Raw genomic sequence first — 22,745 nt, 5'->3', positions numbered from 1 at the left:
TAGCCTGGGGACCGAGGGGCACCCGTTGATGGGGCCCGAAGGGGGAGAGGATGGGCCGCGATTCCTACGCGTCGATGCGGAAGAGGGAGGCAAAGGAGCAAGAGCGACAGACTCAACTGCGCCTTGCGCGTGAATCCGCGGAGGAGAGCAAGGCGCGAGTCGAGGAGTTGAAGTCGACGCATAAGGCCTGTAGCGCTCCTATCGACTGGCGAGCACTCGCGGTCAGTCTGCCTCCTGCGCCGGTGACGCCTACCCACTGGGCGGAACGTTCAGCCGACCGCCGAACCCGCCTGCTGACCCTCTTTGAAATTCCCTCGGCACAATTGCCGAACAGGGTGTCTGCCTTGGCGGAGGACTCAGCCCGGTTCAATTCCTCGCAACAAGCCTTCCAGGAGGAGGCACTGGAGCAGGCTGATTCCGTTGCCCTGGCGCAAGGTATCCTTCAGGGGGACCCAAGAAGTTACCGGCGCGTCCTGCTGGAGATTTCCAATAACTCCAGGGCATCTCCTGGCGGAATGGCGGTGGACTTCGATATCCACTCGCCCCATCTGGTGGAGTCACGGGTTACGGTCCAGGGTTCGGCCATTCTGCCTGCCGAGGTTCAAACATTGACCTCGACCGGTAAGCTGTCGACGAAGTCCATTCCCCGCGTCCAATTCGTCGAACTCTACCAGGACCACGTGTGCTCGTGGGTCTTGCGAGTGGCACGTGAGGTTCATGCGCTCCTTCCGGTGAAGGCCGTCCTCGTGACGGCGTACTCGGCTGACGGGCTCCCGGCGCTCTCCCCCGTACTCTCCACGATCATTCATCGAGGGCAAATGGAGAGCCTGGCGTTCGATACCCTCGATCCATCGGACGCGTTGGACGGGCTGCAAACCCGAACGAATTTCAAGGCTTCCCGTCGTACCGGCGCATTCCAACCCATCGTCGCCTTCTCTCCATCAGACGTTCTCTTCACTGAACCCGCCAGTTCGCTTCAGTCGATGATCGAAACCGCGAATCGGTTCCTTGAGGAACTTGAGTAGACACCTTCGGGGGGCTCATCATGACAGGCCTATTTGCATTGATATTCATCGCATGCGGTCTCGGGTTCATCCCGGTCGCAATCTGGGCGTTCGTGCTGCGCGGTCGCTGGCAGAAGACCCAGCGGTCGCTATCGGAAGTCGAGCAGGAACTCACGAAAGTCCGCGCCGACTCCTTGGCCGAAGGGGAGCGTCTCAAGCAGGAGGTCAGCAAAAGACTTGATGACGTGGACGCGGAGTTGTCGCACGAGCGGGAAAAGGCGAAAGCCGAAGCAGAGCGGGTGCGCGCCCACTTCGAAGAGGAATTCAGAAAGGCGATGGGGACCTTCGAACCGCTGTTGCGTTTCCAAGGGCTCGCGAACGCGGAACAGGAAGTCAAACGCTCTCTCGATGAGGCGCTCAAGCTGGCAGGTGCGCTCAAACAGCAAGCTGAGACCTACTCCGCGACATCCAGAGCCCGGAGCGAAGTCGAGCTTCGTGAGGCAAGCAACAAGCTCAAGGAACTGCGAACACAAGCGGACTCCGTCCTCAGCAAGGCAACCCAGGATGCGCGAAAGATCCTGGACGACGCTCACAAGGGCGCTGAGCGGATCGCGGGAAATGCATACATCGCCCTGCGAGAGAAGGATGCGTTGGAGCAGGCTGTTCGCGCGATCCGCAACGTGATCGACGGCTATGGAGACAAGTACGTCGTTCCGACGCGAAGCCTTCTGGATGAACTGGCCGCGGACTTTGGTCACTTGGAGGCCGGGGTCAAGTTGAAGTCGGCCCGGGATCAGTCCCGACGAATGGTAGAAGAAGGCCACGCCGCGGAGTGCGACTACGCGGAAGCCAAGCGGAAGGAGGCCGCGGTCCGATTCGTTATCGACGCGTTCAATGGCCGTGTGGATGGAATCCTCTCAAGGACCAGGAGCGACAATTACGGGACGCTCGAGCAGGAGATCCGGGACGCCTTCGCCTTGGTCAACCTGAACGGAGAGGCATTCCGGAATGCACGAATCCTGGAGGCGTATCTGGCGGCAAGGCTGGAAGAGCTGAGGTGGGCAGTCACTGCTCAGGAGCTCCGCCTTCGTGAGCGGGAGGAGCAGCGCCGGATCCAGGAACAGATTCGTGAAGAAGAGAAGGCGCGCCGCGAAGCGGAGCGCGTCATGAAGGATGCGCAGAGGGAGGAAGAGGTCCTGGCCAAGGCTCTGGAGAAAGCGCGTGCCGAGGCCGAGTCCGCGTCGGCTGAAGAGCGTGCTCGCTTTCAGCAAAAGGTCGACGAGTTGAACCAACGCCTGGCGGAGGCAGAAGCCAAGAATCTCAGAGCGAAGTCGATGGCCGAGCAGACGCGTTCCGGCAACGTGTATGTCATCTCAAACGTGGGGTCCTTTGGGGATGGGATCTTGAAGATCGGGATGACCCGCCGCCTCGACCCGATGGATCGCATCTACGAGTTGGGTGATGCGTCCGTTCCATTCGAGTTCGACGTCCATGCGATGATCACGACCGACGACGCACCCGGCCTGGAGCGCGAACTCCACAATCGGTTCGAGGATCGAAGGGTCAATCGTGTCAACCTGAGGAAGGAGTTCTTCCGGGTTTCCATCCTCGAACTGCGGGACCTGGTGGCGGCCAAGGGACTCACGGCCGCATTCACGATGGCGGCGGAGGCGCGTGAGTACCGGGAATCCGTGGCGATAGCTCAGCGCGGCGCAGAAGGAGCTGCTGGCGCCCCCACCGCTGAGATCCGCTGAGATTCACAAGGGGAGCCAGAAAAGACCGAGGCCGGAAACCGCTGGGTCTCAGCGGCTTCCGGCCTCGGTCCTTCAGTGTCCCCGACGGGATTCGAACCCGTGTTACCGGCTTGAAAGGCCAGCGTCCTGGGCCTCTAGACGACGGGGACGTCGTCACTGCTTGAGTCGCGGGGGGCTCGAACCCCCGACCCTCGGCTTAAAAGGCCGGTGCTCTACCAGCTGAGCTAGCGACTCGCTATTCTTTTTTTGGCACCGGCTGCGGATCCGCCAGCGGCCCCGCGAGGCGCTTCCTACCAGCAGCGCCCGGGGAGTTCCACTGGCGATCGCAGGCGCCCCGTCCTGACACGCCCCGTCCCGACCCGCGGTGAACATCCGCCGGCCCGGCGCCCTCCACCCGTCAGTCTCCAGCGCTATACACGGGCATGTCCCAGGAAGCTCCCGAACCGCCCGACGACACCCCCGAGGACGAAGAGGCAGGGGAGCAGGCCCCGTTCCGCCGCTACCTCACCCGCACGGGCGCCGAGCGCATGCACCGCGAGCTGCTCCAACTCCTCAACGAGGCCCGCCCCAAGGTCACCGCCGAGGTCTCCGCCGCCGCCGCCCAGGGCGACCGTTCAGAAAACGCCGAATACATCTACGGCAAGAAGCGCCTCAGGGAGATCGACCGGCGCATCCGCTTCCTCTCCAAGCGCCTGGACACCGCCACCATCGTCACCCCCTCGGAACAGGGGGACCGCTCGAAAGTCTACTTTGGAGCCACCGTGACCCTGGAGGACGAGGGCGGAATCCGCAGCACGTACCAGATTGTCGGTTCGGATGAGATCGACGCCTCCGGAGGCCGCATCAGCGTCGAGTCACCCATGGGCCGCGCGCTCCTGCGCAAGACCCTTGGCGACACCGTGGAGGTGCGGCGCCCACGGGGTGAGATTGAACTCACCCTGATGGACATCCGCTACGACTAGGACGCTCCCATGCCCCGGACGCCAGAGCTCAGCTCCCATGCTCGCCGCACCTATTCGCGCCTGAGCAGCGTGGACCTGGCCGCGTCCGCGGGGGAGTCCCTGTCCCTGGACGACCTGGGCCTGGAGTCCGGCGGTGACCGCGTGGGCCTGGCGTTCGGCACCTACAGCCAGGAGGGCCTGGAGAACGCCCTCCGGGCCTACGGCTTCGCGCAGCGCCTGGAAGAGCGGGTGGGCCCCGTCGAGCTGCGCCTGTCCTGCCAGGATCCGTTCCAGCCTCGCATCACCGTCCTGAGCCGCCGCTACCACGCGCCCGTCGTGGACCTGTCCCTGCGCCAGGCCCTGGGCGCGGAGGTCGGCTTCACCCGCTCGGCCGCGGAGGCGCCGCTGCTCTACGTGGACAGCCTCCTCCTGCAGCACCCGGGGCGCCCCTTTGACTGGAACCGGCCGCCGCTCCCGGGACAGCTCCACCCCGGACTCTCCCTGTCGCGCGACCTGATGGAACTCCTGCACCTCATGGCCCGCCGCATCGGCGCGGAAGGCGTGGCGCTGATGCCCGCGACCTTCTCCGCCGCGTGCGTCTACGAGCCGCGCTTCACCTTCGGGGACGGCGCCGCGCAGGGGCACTTCAGCGCCCTTCGCCGCGCGGGCCGAGGCTGGCCCCGCTGGCTCGTGGCGTGGGCCGTGGAGCTGGGCTGCATGCGGGACGCGCAGGGCCAGGCGGCCCTCTTCACGCCCTCGCCGATGATCAGCCCCCTGTCGCGGCGGGTGGCCCGGCGGCTCGACACGAACGGTTGGCACAAGGCCTGGCGCTTTCACGCGAAGCAGGTGCTGTCGCTGGACGAAGAGTCGCTGCAGGCGCGTTTCCCCTGGGCCCGCATGCCCCCCGGCCCCCCGCCCGAGAGGGTGGTGGAGGTCCTGGGGTATGATCCGCTGGCGCCCGCGTCTCCGTTCCAGGACGCCGGCGAGCCCGCGCCCGCCGCGCTGCGCACGGCCGCGACCTCCTGAGGGCCCGCTGTAGCGCCCTGTTCCGGAACCGCCGTGCTGTTTCGGACGGACCTTCGCGCTTGCGGACGGGAATGCGGCTGGTGGCCCCTCGTTCGGTGCCTATATTGGAAGGCGTCGGTCCTCCACGGTCGTCGCTCGCCGTCAGCAATCGCACCCGAACCAGGTCAGGTCGCGAAGCCCTCGATGCGAAAGAACTTCATCCTCGACACGAACGTCCTCCTCCATGACCCCCGCAGCATCTACGGGTTCAAGGACAACAACGTCATCATCCCCATCTACGTCATCGAGGAGATCGATCAGTTCAAGCGCGATCTCTCCGAGCTGGGGCGCAACGCGCGACTGGTGGCGCGCTACCTGGATTCCTTCCGCGCCGAGGGCTCCTTGAAGGAGGGCGTCCCGCTGCCGCACGGCGGGATGCTCCGCGTGGCCTTCACCGACCGTTCGCTGCCGTCCTCCATGGCGGACAGCAACCTGGTGGACAACCGCATCCTCGCGGTGGCCCTGGACATGATGGAGACCGAGCCGGAGACCCAGGCCGTCTTCATCACCAAGGACACCAACCTGCGCATCCGCGCCGACGCCCTGGGCCTCTCCGCCCAGGACTTCGACACCGAGCGCGTCGAAATCACCGACCTCTACACCGGCTTCACGGAGCTGCTCGTCCCCACGGAGATGGTGGACCAGCTCTACAAGCCCGGCGGTGAAGTGGAGGTGCCGGCCCAGGACCGGCTCTTCCCCAACCAGCTGGTGCTGCTCAAGGACGAGCTCAACCCGTCCCACACCGCCATGGCCCGCTTCAATGGCGCCAAGGCGCGGCTGGTGCCGCTCGCGCGCAACAGCAAGGAAGGCACCTGGGGCATCCGGCCGCGCAACATGGAGCAGGCCTTCTGCCTGGACCTGCTGCTCAATGACGAGATCAAACTCGTGACGATTGTCGGCAAGGCGGGCACGGGCAAGACGCTGCTCGCCATCGCCGCGGGCCTGCAGAAGGTGACGGAGGAGGGGCTGTACCACAAGCTGCTGGTCAGCCGTCCCATCTTCCCCCTGGGCCGGGACATCGGCTACCTGCCCGGCAGCGTCGAGGAGAAGCTCAACCCCTGGATGCAGCCCATCTTCGACAACGTCGAGTTCCTCATGAACCTGAGCCGCGCGGACAAGAAGGCCGGGCGCGGCCACCATGAGCTCATCGACCTGGGGCTGATGGAGATCGAACCGCTCACGTACATCCGCGGGCGCAGCATCCCCAACCAGTTCATCATCGTGGACGAGGCGCAGAACCTCACCCCGCACGAGGTGAAGACCATCCTCACCCGCGTGGGCGACAACACGAAGATCATCCTCACCGGCGACCCGTTCCAGATCGACAACCCGTACGTGGACTCCACGAACAACGGGCTCGTGCACGTGGTCAACCGCTTCAAGAACGAGAAGATCGCCGGCCACATCACCATGGCCAAGGGCGAGCGCAGCATGCTGGCCGAGTTGGCGGCCAACCTGCTGTGAAGCGCCCAAGGCCCGCGCCTGATAGAGACGTGTCATGACCCAGGACGGCACCGACAAGCCCGACACCTCCGGCGAGGAGAAGAAGCCCCTCGTCGAGTACCCCTCCGTCTACGAGTACAAGGTGATGGGCAAGGCGACGGTCGAGGAGACGCCCGGCTTCGAGGAGCACGTGCGCTCACTCTTCCGGCGGAAGCTGGGCTCAGAGGTCTCCCCGGACTCCATCCACGTGCAGCACAGCCGCAAGGGGAAGTTCGTGTCCCTGAGCGTGTCCGTGCTGCTGTTGTCCGAGGAGCAGCGCCGGGCCATCTACGCCGAGCTGCACCAGGATCCCCGCATCGTCTACTACCTGTGAGGCAGGCGGTGCGCGGGCGGATGCCCCAGGGCGCCCGGAGGCCGCCGGCGGCTGGAAGTCCGGCCGGGGTGCGTATATGAGGGTGGAATGAGTCCCGCCGAGCACTTCCCGCTGTACCACCCGCCGGGGGCGCAGCGCGCGTTCGGATCCGACGACGCCACGCGCCGCTTCGCCAAGGTGGCCCAGCTCGAACAGGGCTCTCGCGTGCTGGTGCTCGGCTGTGGCCCGGAGGGCGGCGCCGCCGTGCTGCTGGCCCAGGAGCTCAAGTGCTCCGTGGTGGCCGTGGACACGGATGAGACCCTGGTGTCCCCCGTCCGCGAGCGCGTGCGCACCCAGGGCCTGGCGGACCGCATCGAGGTGCGCCGCGTGGCGCCGGACGCGCTGGGCATGCTGGACGGCCCCTTCCACGCCATCCTCGTGCCGGGGCGCGTGCAGTACCCGCTGGATGTGTCGCTGCGCGTGTTCCGCCCGCTGTTGGGCAAGCGTGGCCGCGTGGGCTTCACCTTCCCGGCGCGCGTGGGCCGCTTCACGCCCAAGCCCGTGCTGGACTTCTGGGAGAAGCGCCTGGGCGCGCCGCTGCTCCTGCCGCGCGAGCTGCTCCAGGCGCTGGAGAACGCCGGCTTCGAGCCGGAGTCCGTGGAGTCGCTGCACGACACGGAGCTGGACGCGCTCTACAAGGACATGGAAGCGAACCTGCCGGAAGGCGCCGCGCCGGAGAGCGCCACCTTCCGCGAGGAGCTGGCCCTGCACCGCGAGCACAACCAGCGGCCGGGTGTCAGCTACGCGTTCGCCGTGGGCCGGCGCAAGGAGCCGGGTGAGAAGCCCCCGGCGTCGCGCGACCGCGGCTGAGGTTCAAGACTCGGGCAGGGGCTCTTCGTGAAGCGTGGGGGAGGGCCCGGAGTGCCTGGGCCCTTCAACCGCCAGGGGACTACTGCACGCCGTTGAAGTCGAGCAGCTCGATGGACTCGGGCGCCACGGACAGCGTGACCTGCTCGCGGTAGCCGGCCGCGTCGCCGCCGACCTGGAAGGGCATGGGGCGCGCGAAGCGGATGGTGACTTCGCGGGCGTGGAAGTCGTGCAGGCCTTCCGGAGCCCAGCGGCCATTCCAGAGGCGGGGGAGGTTGGCCAGCACCTGCGTGGGCGACACCTGGCCCAGGCGCAGCTGCAGGAAGCCCCGGCGGTCGTTCGCGTGGGGGAACATGCGGAAGCCGTAGCCGTAGAAGGGCATGGTGCCCGCGGCGGCCATCATCAGCTTGCCCCGGAAGAGCAGCGCGCCCGGCGCCAGCGGCCCGCCCACCGTCTGTCCCTCCGCGCCCAGGCGGTAGGCCTCCGACGGGCCATTGACGACTTCGCACTCCACCAGCACGGAGCTGGTGAGGTAGTGCGGCACCGTCTTGAAGGCCACCGCGGAGAAGTAGCCGCCACCGCCGGACATGACCCGCTTGAACATGCCCTTGCCCAGCGATTCCTTCACGGCGATGTAGTCGTTGAGCACCTTGCCATCCACGCCCAGGCCCGCGAAGGGCGCGCGCTGGCCGTCCACCTGCACCAGGTCCATGGTGCGCACGCTGGGGAACTCCGCCGCGCGGGCGCGCACCACGTCATTGAGGATGCCGTCGCCCCGGGTGCTGGACGCGTTGACGAACGCCGCGATGCCGTTGCCCGTGCCCAGCTTGAGGATGCCGAAGCGCGGCGCGGCCTGGCCGGCGAACTTCCCGCGCGGGCCCACCTGCTGCAGCACCTCGTTGACGAAGCCCATGAAGGTACCGTCGCCGCCGCCGGTGAAGACGGTGGGGTAGCCCCGCTCCAGCACCGTCTGCGCGATGCGCCGCGCGTCCAGCGGCGAGCGCGATAGGAACAGGTCCTCTTCCGGCACCACGTGCGACAGCAGCTTGACGACCCGGGCGTCCACCTTGCGGGCGTTCGCGTTCAGCAGCACCGCGACCTTCGGTTCGGCGGACGGCAGCGCCGCGGGCGAGCGGCGGAAGTCCGAGGAACGCAGGGGCTGAACCAGCATGGACGACTCCAAAGGGGCGGGGAGCGGTATGACAGCGCTGACGCGGTTCGGACTGTGCACTTTTCTCGCCAACCCCTGACGCGTGGTGTCAGGCAGACGGGTTGAAGTGATTCCGAGGGGTTGAACGGTCCGCTGGTGTCCAAAATGCCCGCTCGGTTGCTACCGCGGGGTGACGGCAGTGTAGAGCGCGTTACGCACCCGTGGCGCGTGGATGGCGTTCCGGTGACACGCGGGCGGCCGGGGCTGCGCACTGCGCTACGCAGCGGGCGTCATCACCTTTGCGCTGGGTGCCCGGGCCCATGGGAAACCCGCCCTCGCGTTTGACACGCCGGGGGGGGTGGTTACGTTGGGCTTACATCGGGATTTCGCAGGAAAAACGCAGTCATTTCCAGAGGATGGGAACCGTGGGCAAGATTATCGGAATCGACCTGGGCACCACGAACAGCGTGGTGGCGATCATGGAGGGTCGCGAGCCCAAGGTCATCGTCAACGAAGAGGGAGCCCCCACCACGCCTTCGGTGGTCGCGTTCACGAAGGACGGGGAGCGCCTGGTCGGTCAGGTGGCGAAGCGCCAGGCCATCACCAACCCGGAGCAGACCATCTACTCGGTGAAGCGCTTCATGGGCCGCCGTTTCGAGGAGACGACCGAGGAAGCGAAGCTCGTCCCCTACAAGGTGGGCCGGGGCCCCAACGGCGACGCGCGCGTGGACATCGCCGGCAAGCAGTACAGCGCGCCGGAGATCAGCGCGCAGGTGCTCTTGAAGCTCAAGCGCGCCGCGGAGAACTACCTGGGTGAGAAGGTGACGGAGGCGGTCATCACCGTCCCGGCGTACTTCAACGACGCCCAGCGCCAGGCCACCAAGGATGCCGGTGAGATCGCCGGTCTGACGGTGAAGCGCATCGTGAACGAGCCGACCGCGGCGGCGCTCGCGTACGGCATGGACAAGAAGAAGGATGAGAAGATCGCCGTCTACGACTTCGGCGGCGGCACCTTCGACGTGTCCATCCTGGAGGTGGGCGAGAACGTGGTGGACGTGCTCGCGACCAACGGCGACACGCACCTGGGCGGTGACAACATCGACCTGGAGATCATGAACTGGCTGATCAGCGAGTTCAAGAAGGACACCGGGCTCGACGTCAGCAAGGACAAGATGGTCATCCAGCGCCTGAAGGAGGCGGCGGAGAAGGCCAAGATCGAGCTGTCCAGCGCGACGCAGACGGAGATCAACCTGCCGTTCCTCACGGCGGACGCGTCGGGTCCGAAGCACCTGAACGTGAAGCTCACGCGCGCCAAGTTCGAGCAGATGATTGGCCCGCTGGTGGAGCGTTCGCTGGAGCCGTGTCGCAAGTGCCTGAAGGACGCGGGGCTGGACCCCAAGGAGCTCAACGAGATCGTCCTGGTGGGTGGCACCACGCGCATCCCCATGGTGCAGGAGGCGGTGAAGAAGCTGTTCGGCAAGGAGCCGAACCGCTCCGTGAACCCCGACGAGGTCGTGGCGCTGGGCGCCGCGGTGCAGGCGGGCGTGCTCGGCGGCGAGGTGAAGGACATCCTCCTGCTGGACGTGACGCCGCTGTCCCTGGGTGTGGAGACGCTGGGCGGCGTGATGACGAAGCTCATCGAGCGCAACACCACCATCCCCACGCGCAAGTCGGAGACCTTCTCCACGGCGGCGGACGGCCAGACGCAGGTGGAGATCCACGTGCTGCAGGGTGAGCGCGAGATGGCGGGCGACAACCGCAGCCTCGGCCGCTTCCACCTGACGGGCATGCCCCCGGCGCCGCGCGGCGTGCCGCAGATTGAAGTGACGTTCGACATCGACGCGAACGGCATCCTCAACGTCAACGCGAAGGACAAGGCGACCGGCAAGGAGCAGAAGGTCACCATCAGCCACTCGTCCGGTCTGTCGAAGGACGAAGTGACCAAGATGGTCGACGACGCGCGCAGCAACGAGAGCGCGGACAAGGCGCGCCGCGAGCTGGTCGAGGTGAAGAACCAGGCGGAGAGCCAGTCCTACGCCGCGGAGAAGATGATCAAGGAGAACAAGGACAAGCTCACCCCCGAGGTGGCGAAGGCCGTCGAGGACGGTGTCGCGGAGCTGAACTCCGTCCGCGAGGGGCAGGACAAGGACGCCATCAAGGCGGCCCTCGAGAAGCTCCAGCAGGCCAGCTACAAGGCGGCGGAGGAGATGTACCGGGCCACCGGCGGCGCGCCGGGCGCCACGCCTCCTCCGGGCGCCGAGCCCTCCGCGGCTCCGGGCTCCAGCGCCCAGCCGTCCGCGAAGGACGACGTGGTGGACGCCGAGTTCCGCCAGTCTTGACGCCGTGAGCCTCCCGCTCCGCGGCGGGGGCTGAAGTCAGAGGGCCGGTGCTCCGACGAGGGGCGCCGGCCTTCTTCTTTTCCGAGGCGGTGGACGGGTGTGCCGGACGCGGGATGAGGGCCGGGAGCAACCCCGCGAATTCACACGGGCACCGGTGGCGGAGGCGCTGCAAGGGGCGGGTGGGTTCCTCGCTGTCCACCCCGAAGGTGTCCTGTCATGTCCCGCATCGACTCCCTGCTGTCCGGCGTCCTCCCCGACCTCGCCGCGCCCGAGGGCGTAGCGCTTCCCCTGGCCCCGCGCTCGGAGGCGCCTTCACGGACGTCGGCTGCTCCGGCCAACTCCGTGGAGGTGTTTCGGGGGGCCGGCGCGCCGGCCACGACTCCCTCGCGGGCGCCGCAGGTGGCGCCCCGGGCGCGGGAGGGCAACGGCTTCGACTTCGGCGTGGGGGGCGCGTTCCCGCCGAAGCCCACGGGCTCCATCCAGGAGCAGCTGAAGCAGGGGGCGCGGCTCCTGGAGCAGACCCAGGCCGCCGCGTTCAGCGTGACGTTGGACAAGGGGGCCTCGATGGATGCCTACGCGCGCAAGCAGCTGGGGCACCTGGACCCGAGCCCGCCCATCGCCGGTGCTCCCACGGCGCTCACCGACTACACCAGCACCATTCCCGGCGTGTCCGCGAGGGACGCCTTCGAGGCCTTCGTCAGCAACCCGGAGCTGCTCTTCGGCGCGGCGGGCATCTCACTGCGGCCGGCGGCGAGCGCGCTGACGGATGGCGCCCGGCTGTTCCTGGAGGAGCAGGGCCCGCCGCCGGTGTGGGCGCCCATCACCGTGAAGCTCAACGAGACGGAGCGCGTCGTCCACATCACCACCCTGGACGGACACCCGCTGCGCGGCACCAACCAGTTCGTCTTCGACGACGGCAGCGGCGGCACGCGCATCCGACAGTACTCGGCCTTCCAGGGCAGCTCCCCGGCGACGTCGGTGGGCATGGCGCTGATGGATCCTATTGAACGGCAGCACGACATCTGGCGCAGCGTGCACGGACAACTGCATGAGATGCTCAAGCCGCGTTGACATACTGGGCGCAAGGGGACGCTGACGCATGACGACGCTCCAGACGACACCGCCGGGACATGACGTGGTGCTCTACGACAGCCACTGCCGCGTGTGCAGCGGCGCCGCGCGGGAGATGCGCAAGCTGGTGGGCGGGCAGGGCACGCAGCTGCTCTCGTTCCGCGACGAGGGCGTCCTGGATGCCTTCCCGGGGGTGGGCTTCGAGCGCTGCGAGAAGGCCATGCAGCTCATCCAGGCGGACGGCCGGGTCCTGGAGGGAGCGGAGGCCATCGTCCGCGCGCTGGGGCGGCGGCCGTTGGGGCGGCTGCTCTACGTGTACTACGTCCCCGGACTGCGGCAGCTGGCGGACGCGGTGTATGGGGTGGTGGCCCGCTACCGCTTCCGCATCGCGGGTCGCAACTGCCCCGACGGGGCCTGCGCGGTGCACTTCAAATAGGGGGAGGGGCGCGGGTAGCATGCGGCCTTCCCCGCAGCCCCCGGCCCTCTTGTGACTTCGCCTCCTCCCAACCTGCAGGCCGCCCAGTCCTTTCGCCGCTTCTTCGGGGAGCTGCGGGAGACGTACCTGGAGCGGGAAACGCTGTTCACGCAGATTGAGCTGGCGCTGCTCTGCCGCGAGCACGTGCTGGTGGTGGGGCCGCCCGGGACGGCGAAGAGCGCGGTCGCCAGCGCCGTCCTGGGGCGCATCACCGACGAGGTGTCCGGCCTGCCGTCGCTGTTCTCCAAGCAGATCGCGGAGACCACGCTGCAGACGGACCTCATCGGTCCGGTGGACTTCAAGGTGCTCACGGAGACGGGGCGCACCGAGTACCTCACCGACGAGGGCATGCTGGGCGCGGTGCACGCGTTCCTGGACGAGGTCTTCGACGGCCGGGACATGCTGCTGCGCTCCATCCTCAACGTGATGTACGAGCGGGAGCTGAAGCACGGCCGCAAGGTGACGGCCGGCCGCACCGAGTGCGTGGTGATGACGAGCAACCGGTACCTCACGGAGGTGCTGGCGCGCTCGCCGGAGCTGCTGCTGGCGTTCGCGGACCGGTTGAGCTTCATCAGCTTCGTGCCCAAGGCCTTCGCCCGGCGGGAGAGCCGGGCCGCCATGCTGCACCGCTTCGTGCACGGCACGCGGCCGGACCTGCGCGCCACGCTGACGCTCCAGCAGTTGGACCTGCTCCAGGACGCGGTGGCCCAGGTGAAGGTGCCCGGCCACGTGCTGGAGGGCGTGGAGATGCTCACGGACGCGCTGGAGCGCGCGCTCGTGGCGCAGGTGTCGAAGCTGCCGGACTACGTGCCCACGAAGTACTTCTCCCAGCGCTCTGTGGTGAAGGCGCTCTGGACGCTGAAGGCCGCGGTGGTGCGCGATCAGATCTACCGCCGTCCGGACCGGCCGCTCGAGGCGACGGTGGAGGACCTGGACGCGCTGCGCTGGTTCTTCCTCCTGGGCGGTCCGCCCGCGGCGGAAGCCGACGCGCTGCTCAAGGCGGCGGTGGACCCTCGCGAGCGGGCGCAGCTGGAGATCGTCCGGCTGGAACAGCGCACCTTCGACGAGGTGCTGGGCAAGGTGCGCCAGGAGCTGGGCGGCGGCGTGGAGCGCGAGGCGACGACGCTCGCGGCCGCCGACGACGTGAACGCCGCGGAGGGCCTGAGCCGCAACTGGCAGGCGGGCGTGGTGTCCACCACGGCGCGCGGCGTGCTGGGCAAGCTGGTGCCCGGGCCGCGCCACGGCCAGAACCGGGCCCCGCTGCTGGTGGCGGCGCGTGCGCTGGTGGCTGCCCTGGAGCAGCGGCTGTCGCGAGGCATGGCGGCGGGGCAGGGGGAGGGGCGCGGCGGCGTGGCGTTGCTCATCGCCATCCGCGACGTCCTGGAGCTGAGCCGGTCGGTGCCGGAGCTGAAGCCGGGCTACCCCGCGCTGTGCGAGGCGTCCGCGCGGTTCCTGGAGCAGGCGCTGGAGATGAGCGCGTCCGCGGCGGAGGGGCTCGCGTTCGAGGACAGCGTCAAGATGGAGTGGCTGGTCGGGCTCGCGGAGAACCTGGAGGAGGAGCTGGGCGTGATGGGCTCGCTGGCGGCGATGCTCAGCGAGGCGGTGCCCTCCCTCCACGAGCGGCTGCGCGACGCGGACAAGGACACGCGCCGCCGGGTGGTGGCCGCGCTCCGGCGCCGGGTGTCGGCGGCGTTCCCCGCGCAGGCGCCCCGGGGCCGCAAGGATCCGCTGGACGCGCTGTCCGCGGACTCGCGGCGGCTCACCCAGTTGGAGAACGCCCTGACGGCGTTGGATGCGTCCCAGGCGGGGTTGAAGCAGGAGCTGCTCCGGCCGCTGAGCGTGGCGTACGCGCGCGAGGTGCTGGGCGCGACCCCGTTCGAGCGCATCGAGCAGTACGGCCGCGCGGTGCAGGCGGTGGCGGAGAACCTGCGGCGCGAGGGCGTGACGGCGGAGCCGGTGCTCGCCGAGTGCCGCGACCTGATGGAGACCCGCCTCCGCGAGCACGCCCGCGTGCTGTCTCGCGAGGTGGCCAGCCCGCCTCCGGCCCCCAACGCCGTGCTCAATGGCGACGCGTACACCTACTACCGGGGAGAGCTGTCCGCGCAGGCCCCCGACGGGGAGCTGACCGCGCTCGTGGGCCTGGACGGACAGTTGATGGCGGCGCGTCCCGCGTCCGCGTCCGCGTTCCTCTCCGACACGGTCCGCGCGGCCGTGGCCGAAGCGGAGCTGTCCTTCCTCCAGTCGCGCATCAAGTACCTGCGCAGCTGGCTGACCCAGCTGCTGTCCGCGCTGCCCGCCCCGGAAGCGCTCAACGGCCGCGCCGACGCGGAGCGCACCTTCGAGCGGCTGGTGCGCAGCCGCTTCCCCCAGCTCACGCTCAAGGAGGGCGAGCTGGTGCGGCTCAAGGCCACGCTGGGCATGCTGGAGACGCTCCCGGGCGAACTGGGAGAGAGCGCGCGCAAGCTGTCCGCCCAGCTTCGCGGCATCGACGAGGACTTCGGACGCTTCAGCCGGCAGGTGCTGGAGCGGCGGACCGCGCCGTGAGCGCCAAGGCCATGCCCGGAAGGCGGCGCTGAGACGTGCTGGCGCGCCGGCTCACTCCCCTGCGGCAGCGCCTGGATGCGCTCCGCCAGCCCGCGGCGGCCCGTGGTGGCACGTGGTCCTGGCCCTTCGGCCGCAAGCTGAAGGGGCCAGAGGACCTGGGCCTGCCGGTGCTCGTGGCGCTCGACCGCGAGCTGGATCGCGTGGGCATCCACACCGCCGCGGATGCCCGGCTGCTGCTCGCGCTGGGCACCCAGCGGGGCAGGGCGGGGGCGCTCGCGCAGGGGCTCGCGGCGCGCGCGAACCAGGCCCTGGAGGAGTACGAGGAGTGCCTGCGCCTCGTGGAGAAGGCGCACCGCTCCGGGGAGATGCCTTCGGGGGCTCTCACCGCGCTGGACCGGGGCTTCGTGCGGCTGGCCCGCGCGGTGAAGGTGGCGGATCTCTTCAGCCGTCCGCTGGAAGCGCCGGGCGGGGACGACGCGCCGTTCGAAATCTTCGAGCGTCCGAGCGAGACGACCCGGGAGCGGCCTCCCGCCAACGCGCGCCTGGCCATCGCGGAGCTGCTCGCCGCTCGCGCGCGGGACAACGTCATCGACCTGGTACAGAAGCGGCGCGACCTGGACCTGGCCCATGAGATGCTGCTGCGCCTGGGCACCACGGACGCGGACCGCGCGCGGAGCATGGCGCTGCGCAACGACGTGGCGGAGGCACGCGAGCGGGTGCGCGAGGTGCCGCCCACGCGTTCCCTGGCGGCGCTGGTGCGCGGCGTGCGGCAGACCGCCCAGAAGGATCCCCGGGGTGCCTACCGTTCGCTGCAGGGTCTCTACGAGCGCGCCATCGAGGCCGGGGACGCGGAGCTGGCCTCGGCGGCGCGGCGCGCGCTGACGCCGCTGCTTCCCCCTGAAGAGCGGCTGACACGGATGGTGGAGGAGGCGGAGGCGGGCGCGCGGCTCCAGTGGCTGGGGGAGGCGGATGCCGAGGCGGACTCCGGACGCGAGGCGGAGGACGCGCCGGATGAGCAGCTCGCGGACCTGGCGTTCTCACTGAAGCCGGAACAGCTGGCCACGTTCGACCTGGCGGCGGGGTGTGCGCGCTACTTCGACGTGGAGGACTCGCTGTCGGAGGAGATCGTCGAGAAGGACGCCGCCGCCGTGCGGGCCGTCCCTCGCCAGGTGCCCTATCCGACGCAGACGATGTCGTTCGCCACGACGGGCAGCCTGGACGAGGTCCACCACTTCGTCATCACGGACCCTCGGCGCCTGCTCCAGGACCTCGCGGGGCACCGGCAGCTCGTGCGCACGTACCTGGACGACGCGCCGCCCCCCAAGCCGCGCAAGGTGAAGCGCACCGCCGTGCGCGTCTACGTCTGTGACGCCTCCGGCTCCATGCACGGCGCGCGGGCGCGCTTCCGTGACGCGCTGATCATCGCGGAGCTGAACAACCTGCGCGTGAAGGCGCGGCGCGGAGAGAACTTCGACCCGCTCTACTTCAGCTTCTTCAACGACGTGCCCACGGAGCTGGCCCGCGTGGACACCGCCGCGGAGGCGACCCGGCAGATTGAGAAGCTCTTCCGGGACTCGCCCGCGGAGGGGCAGACGGACATCTCGCTGGCCCTCTTGTCCGCCTTCGACTCCATCCGCGCCGCGCAGGGGCGCGACCCGTACCTCGCGCGCGCCACGGTGGTGCTCATCACCGACGGCGAGGACCGCGTGGACCTGGACCTCATCCGCCGCACGCGCGCGCCCATGGGCGCCCTGGACATCGCGCTGAGCTTCATCTCGCTGGGCGAGGAGAACCCGGACCTCAAGTCCCTGGTGCTGGAGCAGCGCGCCGCCGGAGGCCGCGCCTTCTATCACCCGCTCTCCGACGAGGAGATCCGCTGGGCGCGCACGGAGTTCGACACACCCTGGCGCACGCTCCTGCCTCGCGACGTGCCGGCCTCGCTGGAGGCCCTGGAGGCCCTGGCCCCGCACCTGGATGCGCTGGAGGCGGTGGCGGCGGGCCGCGCGCCCGGGGCAGGTGTGGCCGTGGAGGCCTCCTTCGACGCGCTCTTTCCATCCACGCCCGCGGCCTCCCCCGTGCCGGAGACGCCCGGCGCGGAGCTCGTGGCGCGGGTGACGGACATCCTGGAGGCGGTGGGCGAGGCCGCGTCGCTCGCCTCCGCGGACCGGCGCGCGACGGAGAGCGTGGTGCTCCTGCAGCACCTGCTGTCCGTCTACGGACTCACGCCCGCGCGCTACCTGGCCGTGCTGTCCGGCGGCGGGCGTCCGGTGGCCGAGGCGTTGGAACGGGTGCGGTTGCTCTGCCGCCCGTTCGGGTAGGCTTCAAGGCACGCGCCATGTTCGGCTTCCTCAAACGCAAGAAGACACCCGCGGCGCCCGTGGACCCGTTGGCCACGTTCGACCGGCTCATCGAGGACCTGGAGCGCCAGGCGGCCGAGGTGCGCAAGTCCGCCGCCACGCTGCTGGCCCTCAAGGGCGAGCTCTCCCGCGGAGTGACGCGCTACACGGCCCGCCTGGGCGACATCGCCGGACGGCGTCAGACGGCGCATGACCGGGGGGACGCGAAGGGCGTGGGCGTGCTGGAGCGCGACCGCGTGCAAACCGAACGCCTGCTGGAGTCCACGCGGGAATCGCTGCGGCGCGCGGAGCGGGACTCGGAGCTGCTGCTCGGCGCGGCCGGCGAGCTGGGCGAGCGCGTGGCGGACCTGCGCATCGAGCGGGAGAGCGCGTCCGCGCGCATGGCCGCGGGCGGCGTCGTCACGGAGGCGCTGCGCGAGCAGGTGGAGCGCTTCGACCGGGTGATGGCGCTGGACGCGGCGCGCGACGAGGTGGAGAAGGCGCACGCCCTGGCGGACATCTACCGCGAGGAGCACCAGCCCCACTCCGCGCCCGAGCGCGTGAAGTAGGGAAGGGCGCTTCTCAGGTCCGCCGCGCCGTCTGGTGCAGCTCCAGCACGATGTTGCCGCCCTTGAAGAGCCGCACCGCGCCGGACGTCTGGCTCACCGTGAGCGCGATGCAGTGGGTGGTGGACGTGATGCCCGCGGAGGCCGCGTGACGCGCGCCCAGGCCCAGGGGAATCTTCACCGTGTCGTCGTTGGAGGACAGGTAGCGGCCGGCGGACAGCACCACGCCGTCCTCGCGGATGACGAACGCGCCGTCCAGCACGGAGAAGTTCTTGATGGCGTCGCGAATCTTCGGGTCGAGCACGTTGCGCTCGGACTCCGACAGGCCCTGGAACGGATTGATGGTGAGCTGCCGGCTCTTCTCCAGCACGCTCGTGTGGTCGCCAATCGTGATGATGGTCCCGATGGGGTGGCCCTCGAAGCCCTCCTGGCCAATCTGCAGCGCCAGCTGGATGAGCGCGTCCACCACCTGCGAGTTGAACTCCTCGCCCAGCTTCACGCCCTCGATGGCCAGCCGGTCGTCCAGCGACCCGCCGATGCGCATCTGCATCAGCGTGTCCGGCGCGCGGCCCACCTTGCCCGTCATGCAGAGCACGAGGTCGCCTTCCTTGAACGCCCCCTGGGACAGCGCGGACACGAGCGCCACCTTCACCCGCTCCGTGCGCGAGTAGTCGTACGCGGGGATGACGAGCGCGCGGAGCTTCTTGCGCAGGAGCTCCTGCGCCAGCGGCTCCAACGTCACCGCGTACACCAGCTTCTTGCGCGCGGGCTTACCCCGGAGGTCCTCCGGCGCAATGGGCGTGTCACAGATGTAGAGGAAGTGGTCGACCTCGCTCTTGGCGGCCAGGGAAAGCGCCGAGCGCAAGAATTCCCGATCGAACTTCGTGTTGTCGCTCAAGGGGCTCCTCGTGCACCCACGTTTTAAAGCAGGTCAGCTTGACACTGGGAACCGCATGAATAAAGCTTTCGGGCCCTTTTTTTCGGGGTCAGGCCCCCTCTACCCGTCCAACGGAGCCGCAGGCTGTGAACCAGAAAGATCTCAAGCGTTACAAGAAGATGCTCGAGGACAGCAAAACGAGCCTGCTCGAAAGCGCGAAGAAGACCCTGGTGGAGGAATCGTCCTTCGACACGGACGACCTGCCTGACGAAATCGACCAGGCCGCCTCCGAGTACACCCAGTCCATGGTCTTCCGTCTGAGGGACCGCGAGAAGTTCCTCCTGCAGAAGATTGATGGCGCGCTCAAGCGCGTGGAGGACGGCACCTTCGGCATCTGCGAGCGCTGCGAGGAGGACATCTCCCCGAAGCGTCTGGATGCGCGTCCGGTGACGACGCTCTGCATCCGCTGCAAGGAAGAGCAGGAGAAGAAGGAGAAGTCCTACGGCTGAGGCCGTGGCTTCCCCGGACCGCACGGTGCTCCCGTGCGGTCCGTGTTTCGCGAGCGAAGGACCGTCGCTTCAGGCCGCCGCGGGCTGGATCTCCACCCGCAGCAGCTGACGGCCGATGAGGAAATGGTCGCCGTTGTCGACGAAGGTCGGCCCCGCCAGGCGGATGAACGTGCCGTTGGACGAGCCCACGTCGCGCACCATCAGCCGGTCCCCCCGCACCTGCAGGAGCGCGTGCCGCCCGGACACGAAGCCGTCCGTGGGGAAGGCGATGTCGCCCTGCTCACGACCCAGCAGGTTGTCGCCGTCCTTGAGCGGGAAGGCCGCGCCGCGCAGGCCGCCCTCCAGCAGCTGGATGAGCCGCAGCCGGTAGCCGGGATCCGGCGAGCCCCACACCTGCGTGCCACCGGGCCCCAACGCCGCGGCGGGGATGGGCTCCAGCACCATGCGCTGACGGCCCAGGCGCAGCTCACCGCCGGCGGGCAGCTCGCGCTCATTGCGCAGGCGCACGAAGACGCCGTTGGCGCCGCCCACGTCCTCGATGGCGAGGCGGGCGCCGGAGAAGAAGAAGCGCGCCTGCACGGGCATGATGAAGGGGTCGTCGTTGAGCGCGATGTCCGCCTGCTGGCCGCAGGTGAGGGTGTCGCGCTGCATGCGCACGAGCGCCTCGGGGCCGCCATCCGCGCGCACCACACGGATGGACACCTGCGGGCGCGACGAGATGTGCGCCACGGCCATCACCATGGTCCCGGAGCGCAGCGCCGAGCCGCAAGCTCGGCAGACAGTGGCATCCCGGGAATTCTCGGTGTCACAGCGGGGGCAATAGTCCACGGCGTCCATGCGAGCGTCCCTTCTAGCAGGCCCGCGCCGCGTTGGGGGGCCCGACAGCGCACGGCTTGCTCCCCACCCGAGGGGCATGGTGAAGTCCCGGCCCCACTGACTGGACGCTGACGTGTACTGCCCTTCCTGCGGCGCCGACGCCGAAGACTCCTCCCGTTACTGCCCCGCCTGCGGCGCGACGCTCCTGCGCACGGCGGAGGGCGGCGACGAATACGTGGGCAAGACGATTGCCTCCAAGTACCGGGTGGAAGCCCTCATCGGCGAGGGCGGCATGGGCAAGGTGTACCGCGCCCGTCAGCTCGCGCTGGACAAGATGGTGGTGCTGAAGGTGCTGCGCCACACGCTGCTGTCGGACGAGCGCACCGTGGCGCGCTTCCAGCGCGAGGCCAAGGCCGCCAGCCGCTTGAACCACCCCAACTCCATCAGCGTGCTGGACTTCGGTCAGGCGGACGACGGCGCGCTCTTCATCGCGATGGAGTACGTGGCCGGGCAGGACCTGCATCAGATCCTCAGCCGCGAGTGGCCGCTGGGCGAGGCGCGCGTGGTGCGCATCGCCCTCCAGATTCTCAGCGCGCTGTCGGACGCGCACGGCGCGGGCGTCATCCACCGGGACCTGAAGCCCGAGAACATCATGGTGGAGCACCGCCGCAACGAGCCGGACTTCGTGAAGGTGCTGGACTTCGGCATCGCGAAGATCACCGACTCGCAGGACGAGGGCCCGGCCCTCACGCGCGCCGGCTTCGTGTGCGGCACCCCCGAGTACATGTCGCCGGAGCAGGCGCGGGGCGCGGTGTTGGACCATCGCTCGGACCTGTACGCGGTGGGTGTCATCCTCTACCAGCTGATGACGGGCCTGCTCCCCTTCGAGTCCGACTCGGCGGTGGGCTTCGCCACCAAGCACCTCACCGAGGAGCCGCCCCCGCCCACGCGCCGCCGTCCGGACGCGCGCATCTCCCCGGGCATGGAGCGGCTGATCCTCCGCGTCCTGTCCAAGGACCCGGATGACCGGCCGGCCGACGCCGGGGCCTTCAAGGCGGAGCTGCTCGCGGTCGACAAGGAGCGCCGTCGCGGAGGAGCCGCCAACGATACGGGCGGGCGCCGTCCCCAGGCCTCGGGCGTGCTGGCTCCCATCCCGCGCAAGTCCCAGGCCGCGCACAACGCCGCGCGCAACAACACGGCCTGGAATGACGTGACGGTGGAAGCCACCGTGCAGGGCCTGCCCCATTCGCGCACGCCGGTCTCTGAAGAGGCCACGCTCGCGCAGGAGGGCACCCAGACCTCCGTGATCGCGCCCGCGTCCGGTGGCGGCGAGGGCATCATCCTCTTCTTCAAGGCGCTCACCACCGTGCTGGTGCTGGGGGCGGTGGGCTTCTTCGTCTACTACTTCGGCATTGGCGCGGGCAGCGGCTCCGAGGGGAACCAGTACGTGGCGCCGCCCAACGCGCCCCGGCTGCTCACCTCCGGTTCGGATCAGCCGGACTACCTGCGGCAAATTCCCAGCAACGCGCGCAACGTGGACAAGGCGCGCAAGCTGACGCAGGACGGGGACCGCGACGTGATGGCCGGGGAGCTGGGCCGCGCGACCTCCAGCTACAAGGAAGCCTTCAACTTCAACCCGGAAGCGGAGCTGGCCCTCAAGCTGGGCGAGCTGTACTGGCAGCGCGACAACACGGACGAGGCCCGCGGCTGGTGGGTGCGCCACCTGACCGACATGCCCGACTCGCGTGCGCGCGCGTACATCGAAGTCCGGCTCGGCAGCCCGGTGGCGCGTCCCTCGTCGCCCTGAGTGCCTGGCCCCTGGCCTCGGGCTCGGTAGCGCCCGGCCCGACCCGGCTCGGTGATGCGCGGGCTGCTGCCCGTCAGCCCAGCGTTTCGACCTGCATGACGTGCTGGCCCAGGCGGACGCGGTCGCCCGGACGCAGGGGCCGCTCCGTCGCGGGCGGGATGCGCACGAAGGTGCCCAGGCCGCCGGAGAGGTCGCGCAGCATCGCGCCCGTCGCCGTGGGGCTCAGCTCGCAGTGCCGGCCGGCGAGCCCCTCGTCGTTCGGGTACGCCAGGTCGCAATGGGCCTGTCCGATGGTGAGCAGCGCCGCGGCCGTCACCACCGCGCGGCCCGCCCTGCCACCCATGTGCACCTCTTCCACTCCGTACAGCGCCTGGCCGAGCGGCACGGGCGAACCATACGCGGTGGGCCGGCCCGCCACGGGCGCGGGGGCTTCCACGCGGCCGGTGAAGCGGAACAGCCGCTGGCCGGCGCTGAAGAGGGCGCGCGGCGCCAGCGGCTCCGTGCCGGCGAAGGTGACGTAGACGCCCGACGCGCTCGACTCGTCGCGCACGAAGAGGGCGCCGTCCTTCACGAGGAAGGTGGCGTGCAGCGGCGACACGAAGACGTCGTCCGGGAAGAGGATGGCGCCGCGCTGGCGGCCCACCACGCAACCCGTCACCGGCAGCTTGTAGCGCTGGCCGCGCGTCGTCCCGGCGATCACCGCCAGCCCGAAGCGCGACGCCACCGGCGCAGGACGCGCCGTGGCGCCCGTCGTCGCGGGGGGCGTGCCTGCCGGGACCGGCGCCGTGGCCCCCGTACCGCCGCGAGGGGGCAGGGCGTTGTCCGGCAC

At 69.3% G+C, this 22,745-nt stretch carries 19 protein-coding genes and 2 tRNA genes; 15 read left to right on the top strand and 6 right to left on the bottom strand.

The features are described 5' to 3' along the window. The first annotated feature begins 50 nt into the window (after positions 1 to 50). Both D7Y21_RS41425 and D7Y21_RS13490 read left to right on the top strand, forming a co-directional pair. Positions 51 to 1,025 (top strand): hypothetical protein, encoded by a 975-nt coding sequence (locus tag D7Y21_RS41425; RefSeq protein WP_147469269.1) that lies wholly within the window; start codon positions 51 to 53, stop codon positions 1,023 to 1,025. 20 nt (positions 1,026 to 1,045) lie between these two features. Beyond that, the gene (locus D7Y21_RS13490) at positions 1,046 to 2,758 is read left to right on the top strand and encodes a DUF4041 domain-containing protein (protein WP_121713559.1); all 1,713 of its coding nucleotides are present in this window, start codon (positions 1,046 to 1,048) and stop codon (positions 2,756 to 2,758) included. A 76-nt stretch (positions 2,759 to 2,834) separates the two neighbouring features. On the opposite strand, the gene D7Y21_RS13485 is transcribed toward D7Y21_RS13490, so the two are convergent. Beyond that, positions 2,835 to 2,907, bottom strand: a tRNA-Glu gene (locus D7Y21_RS13485). Between the two features lie 12 nt (positions 2,908 to 2,919). Further along, positions 2,920 to 2,992: transfer RNA gene (locus D7Y21_RS13480), tRNA-Lys, on the bottom strand. 188 nt (positions 2,993 to 3,180) lie between these two features. Between D7Y21_RS13480 and greB the strand changes: the two genes are divergently transcribed. The 5 genes from greB to D7Y21_RS13455 all read left to right on the top strand — a co-directional run bounded on the left by greB (position 3,181) and on the right by D7Y21_RS13455 (position 7,429). Continuing rightward, the gene (gene greB, locus D7Y21_RS13475; RefSeq protein ID WP_121713557.1) at positions 3,181 to 3,720 is read left to right on the top strand and encodes a transcription elongation factor GreB; all 540 of its coding nucleotides are present in this window, start codon (positions 3,181 to 3,183) and stop codon (positions 3,718 to 3,720) included. Between the two features lie 9 nt (positions 3,721 to 3,729). Next, positions 3,730 to 4,725, top strand: coding sequence for a deacetylase (locus D7Y21_RS13470; RefSeq protein ID WP_121713555.1), 996 nt, complete (start codon positions 3,730 to 3,732; stop codon positions 4,723 to 4,725). 183 nt (positions 4,726 to 4,908) lie between these two features. Further along, entirely contained in the window at positions 4,909 to 6,228 is a 1,320-nt protein-coding gene (locus tag D7Y21_RS13465; protein WP_120564396.1) for a PhoH family protein, read from the top strand. Positions 6,229 to 6,262: 34 nt separating this feature from the next. Beyond that, a complete protein-coding gene (locus D7Y21_RS13460; RefSeq protein WP_121713553.1) occupies positions 6,263 to 6,580 on the top strand; it encodes a YbeD family protein in 318 nt (105 codons plus the stop codon). An 87-nt stretch (positions 6,581 to 6,667) separates the two neighbouring features. After that, the gene (locus tag D7Y21_RS13455) at positions 6,668 to 7,429 is read left to right on the top strand and encodes a cyclopropane-fatty-acyl-phospholipid synthase family protein (RefSeq protein WP_120564398.1); all 762 of its coding nucleotides are present in this window, start codon (positions 6,668 to 6,670) and stop codon (positions 7,427 to 7,429) included. A 79-nt stretch (positions 7,430 to 7,508) separates the two neighbouring features. On the opposite strand, the gene D7Y21_RS13450 is transcribed toward D7Y21_RS13455, so the two are convergent. Next, a complete protein-coding gene (locus tag D7Y21_RS13450) occupies positions 7,509 to 8,597 on the bottom strand; it encodes a diacylglycerol kinase family protein (protein ID WP_120564399.1) in 1,089 nt (362 codons plus the stop codon). 404 nt (positions 8,598 to 9,001) lie between these two features. Between D7Y21_RS13450 and dnaK the strand changes: the two genes are divergently transcribed. The 6 genes from dnaK (at position 9,002) to D7Y21_RS13420 (ending at position 17,910) form a co-directional block, all read left to right on the top strand. Then, a complete protein-coding gene (gene dnaK / locus D7Y21_RS13445) occupies positions 9,002 to 10,915 on the top strand; it encodes a molecular chaperone DnaK (RefSeq protein ID WP_120564502.1) in 1,914 nt (637 codons plus the stop codon). A 216-nt stretch (positions 10,916 to 11,131) separates the two neighbouring features. Beyond that, positions 11,132 to 11,986 (top strand): hypothetical protein, encoded by an 855-nt coding sequence (locus D7Y21_RS13440; protein ID WP_121713551.1) that lies wholly within the window; start codon positions 11,132 to 11,134, stop codon positions 11,984 to 11,986. Positions 11,987 to 12,014: 28 nt separating this feature from the next. Further along, positions 12,015 to 12,422 carry a thiol-disulfide oxidoreductase DCC family protein gene (locus D7Y21_RS13435; protein WP_121713549.1) on the top strand — a complete coding sequence of 136 codons (408 nt, stop codon included), beginning with the start codon at positions 12,015 to 12,017 and terminating at the stop codon, positions 12,420 to 12,422. Positions 12,423 to 12,473: 51 nt separating this feature from the next. Further along, entirely contained in the window at positions 12,474 to 15,005 is a 2,532-nt protein-coding gene (locus tag D7Y21_RS13430; RefSeq protein WP_120564401.1) for an AAA family ATPase, read from the top strand. Between the two features lie 35 nt (positions 15,006 to 15,040). Continuing rightward, on the top strand, positions 15,041 to 17,323 hold the full coding sequence (locus D7Y21_RS13425; RefSeq protein ID WP_121713547.1) for a vWA domain-containing protein: 2,283 nt from the start codon (positions 15,041 to 15,043) through the stop codon (positions 17,321 to 17,323). 17 nt (positions 17,324 to 17,340) lie between these two features. Next, positions 17,341 to 17,910: a PspA/IM30 family protein gene (locus D7Y21_RS13420; protein ID WP_014395765.1), complete on the top strand. Its 570-nt coding sequence runs from the start codon at positions 17,341 to 17,343 to the stop codon at positions 17,908 to 17,910. A 13-nt stretch (positions 17,911 to 17,923) separates the two neighbouring features. On the opposite strand, the gene D7Y21_RS13415 is transcribed toward D7Y21_RS13420, so the two are convergent. Next, positions 17,924 to 18,805, bottom strand: a complete 882-nt coding sequence (locus tag D7Y21_RS13415) for a diadenylate cyclase (protein ID WP_120564403.1) — start codon at positions 18,803 to 18,805, stop codon at positions 17,924 to 17,926. 125 nt (positions 18,806 to 18,930) lie between these two features. Here D7Y21_RS13415 and D7Y21_RS13410 point away from each other — a divergent pair, with 125 nt between their 5' ends. Next, positions 18,931 to 19,293 (top strand): TraR/DksA C4-type zinc finger protein, encoded by a 363-nt coding sequence (locus D7Y21_RS13410; protein ID WP_120564404.1) that lies wholly within the window; start codon positions 18,931 to 18,933, stop codon positions 19,291 to 19,293. A 69-nt stretch (positions 19,294 to 19,362) separates the two neighbouring features. Here D7Y21_RS13410 and D7Y21_RS13405 read toward each other — a convergent pair whose 3' ends face one another. Then, positions 19,363 to 20,130, bottom strand: coding sequence for an FHA domain-containing protein (locus D7Y21_RS13405; RefSeq protein WP_014395768.1), 768 nt, complete (start codon positions 20,128 to 20,130; stop codon positions 19,363 to 19,365). Between the two features lie 112 nt (positions 20,131 to 20,242). Between D7Y21_RS13405 and D7Y21_RS13400 the strand changes: the two genes are divergently transcribed. Next, complete coding sequence (locus D7Y21_RS13400; protein ID WP_120564405.1) at positions 20,243 to 21,916, top strand: serine/threonine-protein kinase; 1,674 nt, start codon at positions 20,243 to 20,245, stop codon at positions 21,914 to 21,916. Positions 21,917 to 21,989: 73 nt separating this feature from the next. Here the strand turns inward: D7Y21_RS13400 and D7Y21_RS13395 are convergent. Then, positions 21,990 to 22,745, bottom strand: a 756-nt coding sequence (locus tag D7Y21_RS13395) for an FHA domain-containing protein (RefSeq protein ID WP_121713545.1), incomplete at its 5' end; no start/stop codon positions are given.

Origin of the sequence: Corallococcus sp. AB045 (genome assembly GCF_003668895.1) — a bacterium.
GTDB lineage: Bacteria > Myxococcota > Myxococcia > Myxococcales > Myxococcaceae > Corallococcus > Corallococcus coralloides.
The sequence above is the reverse complement of the archived record's forward strand: the minus strand, read 5'-3'. Positions and strand labels throughout refer to the sequence as shown.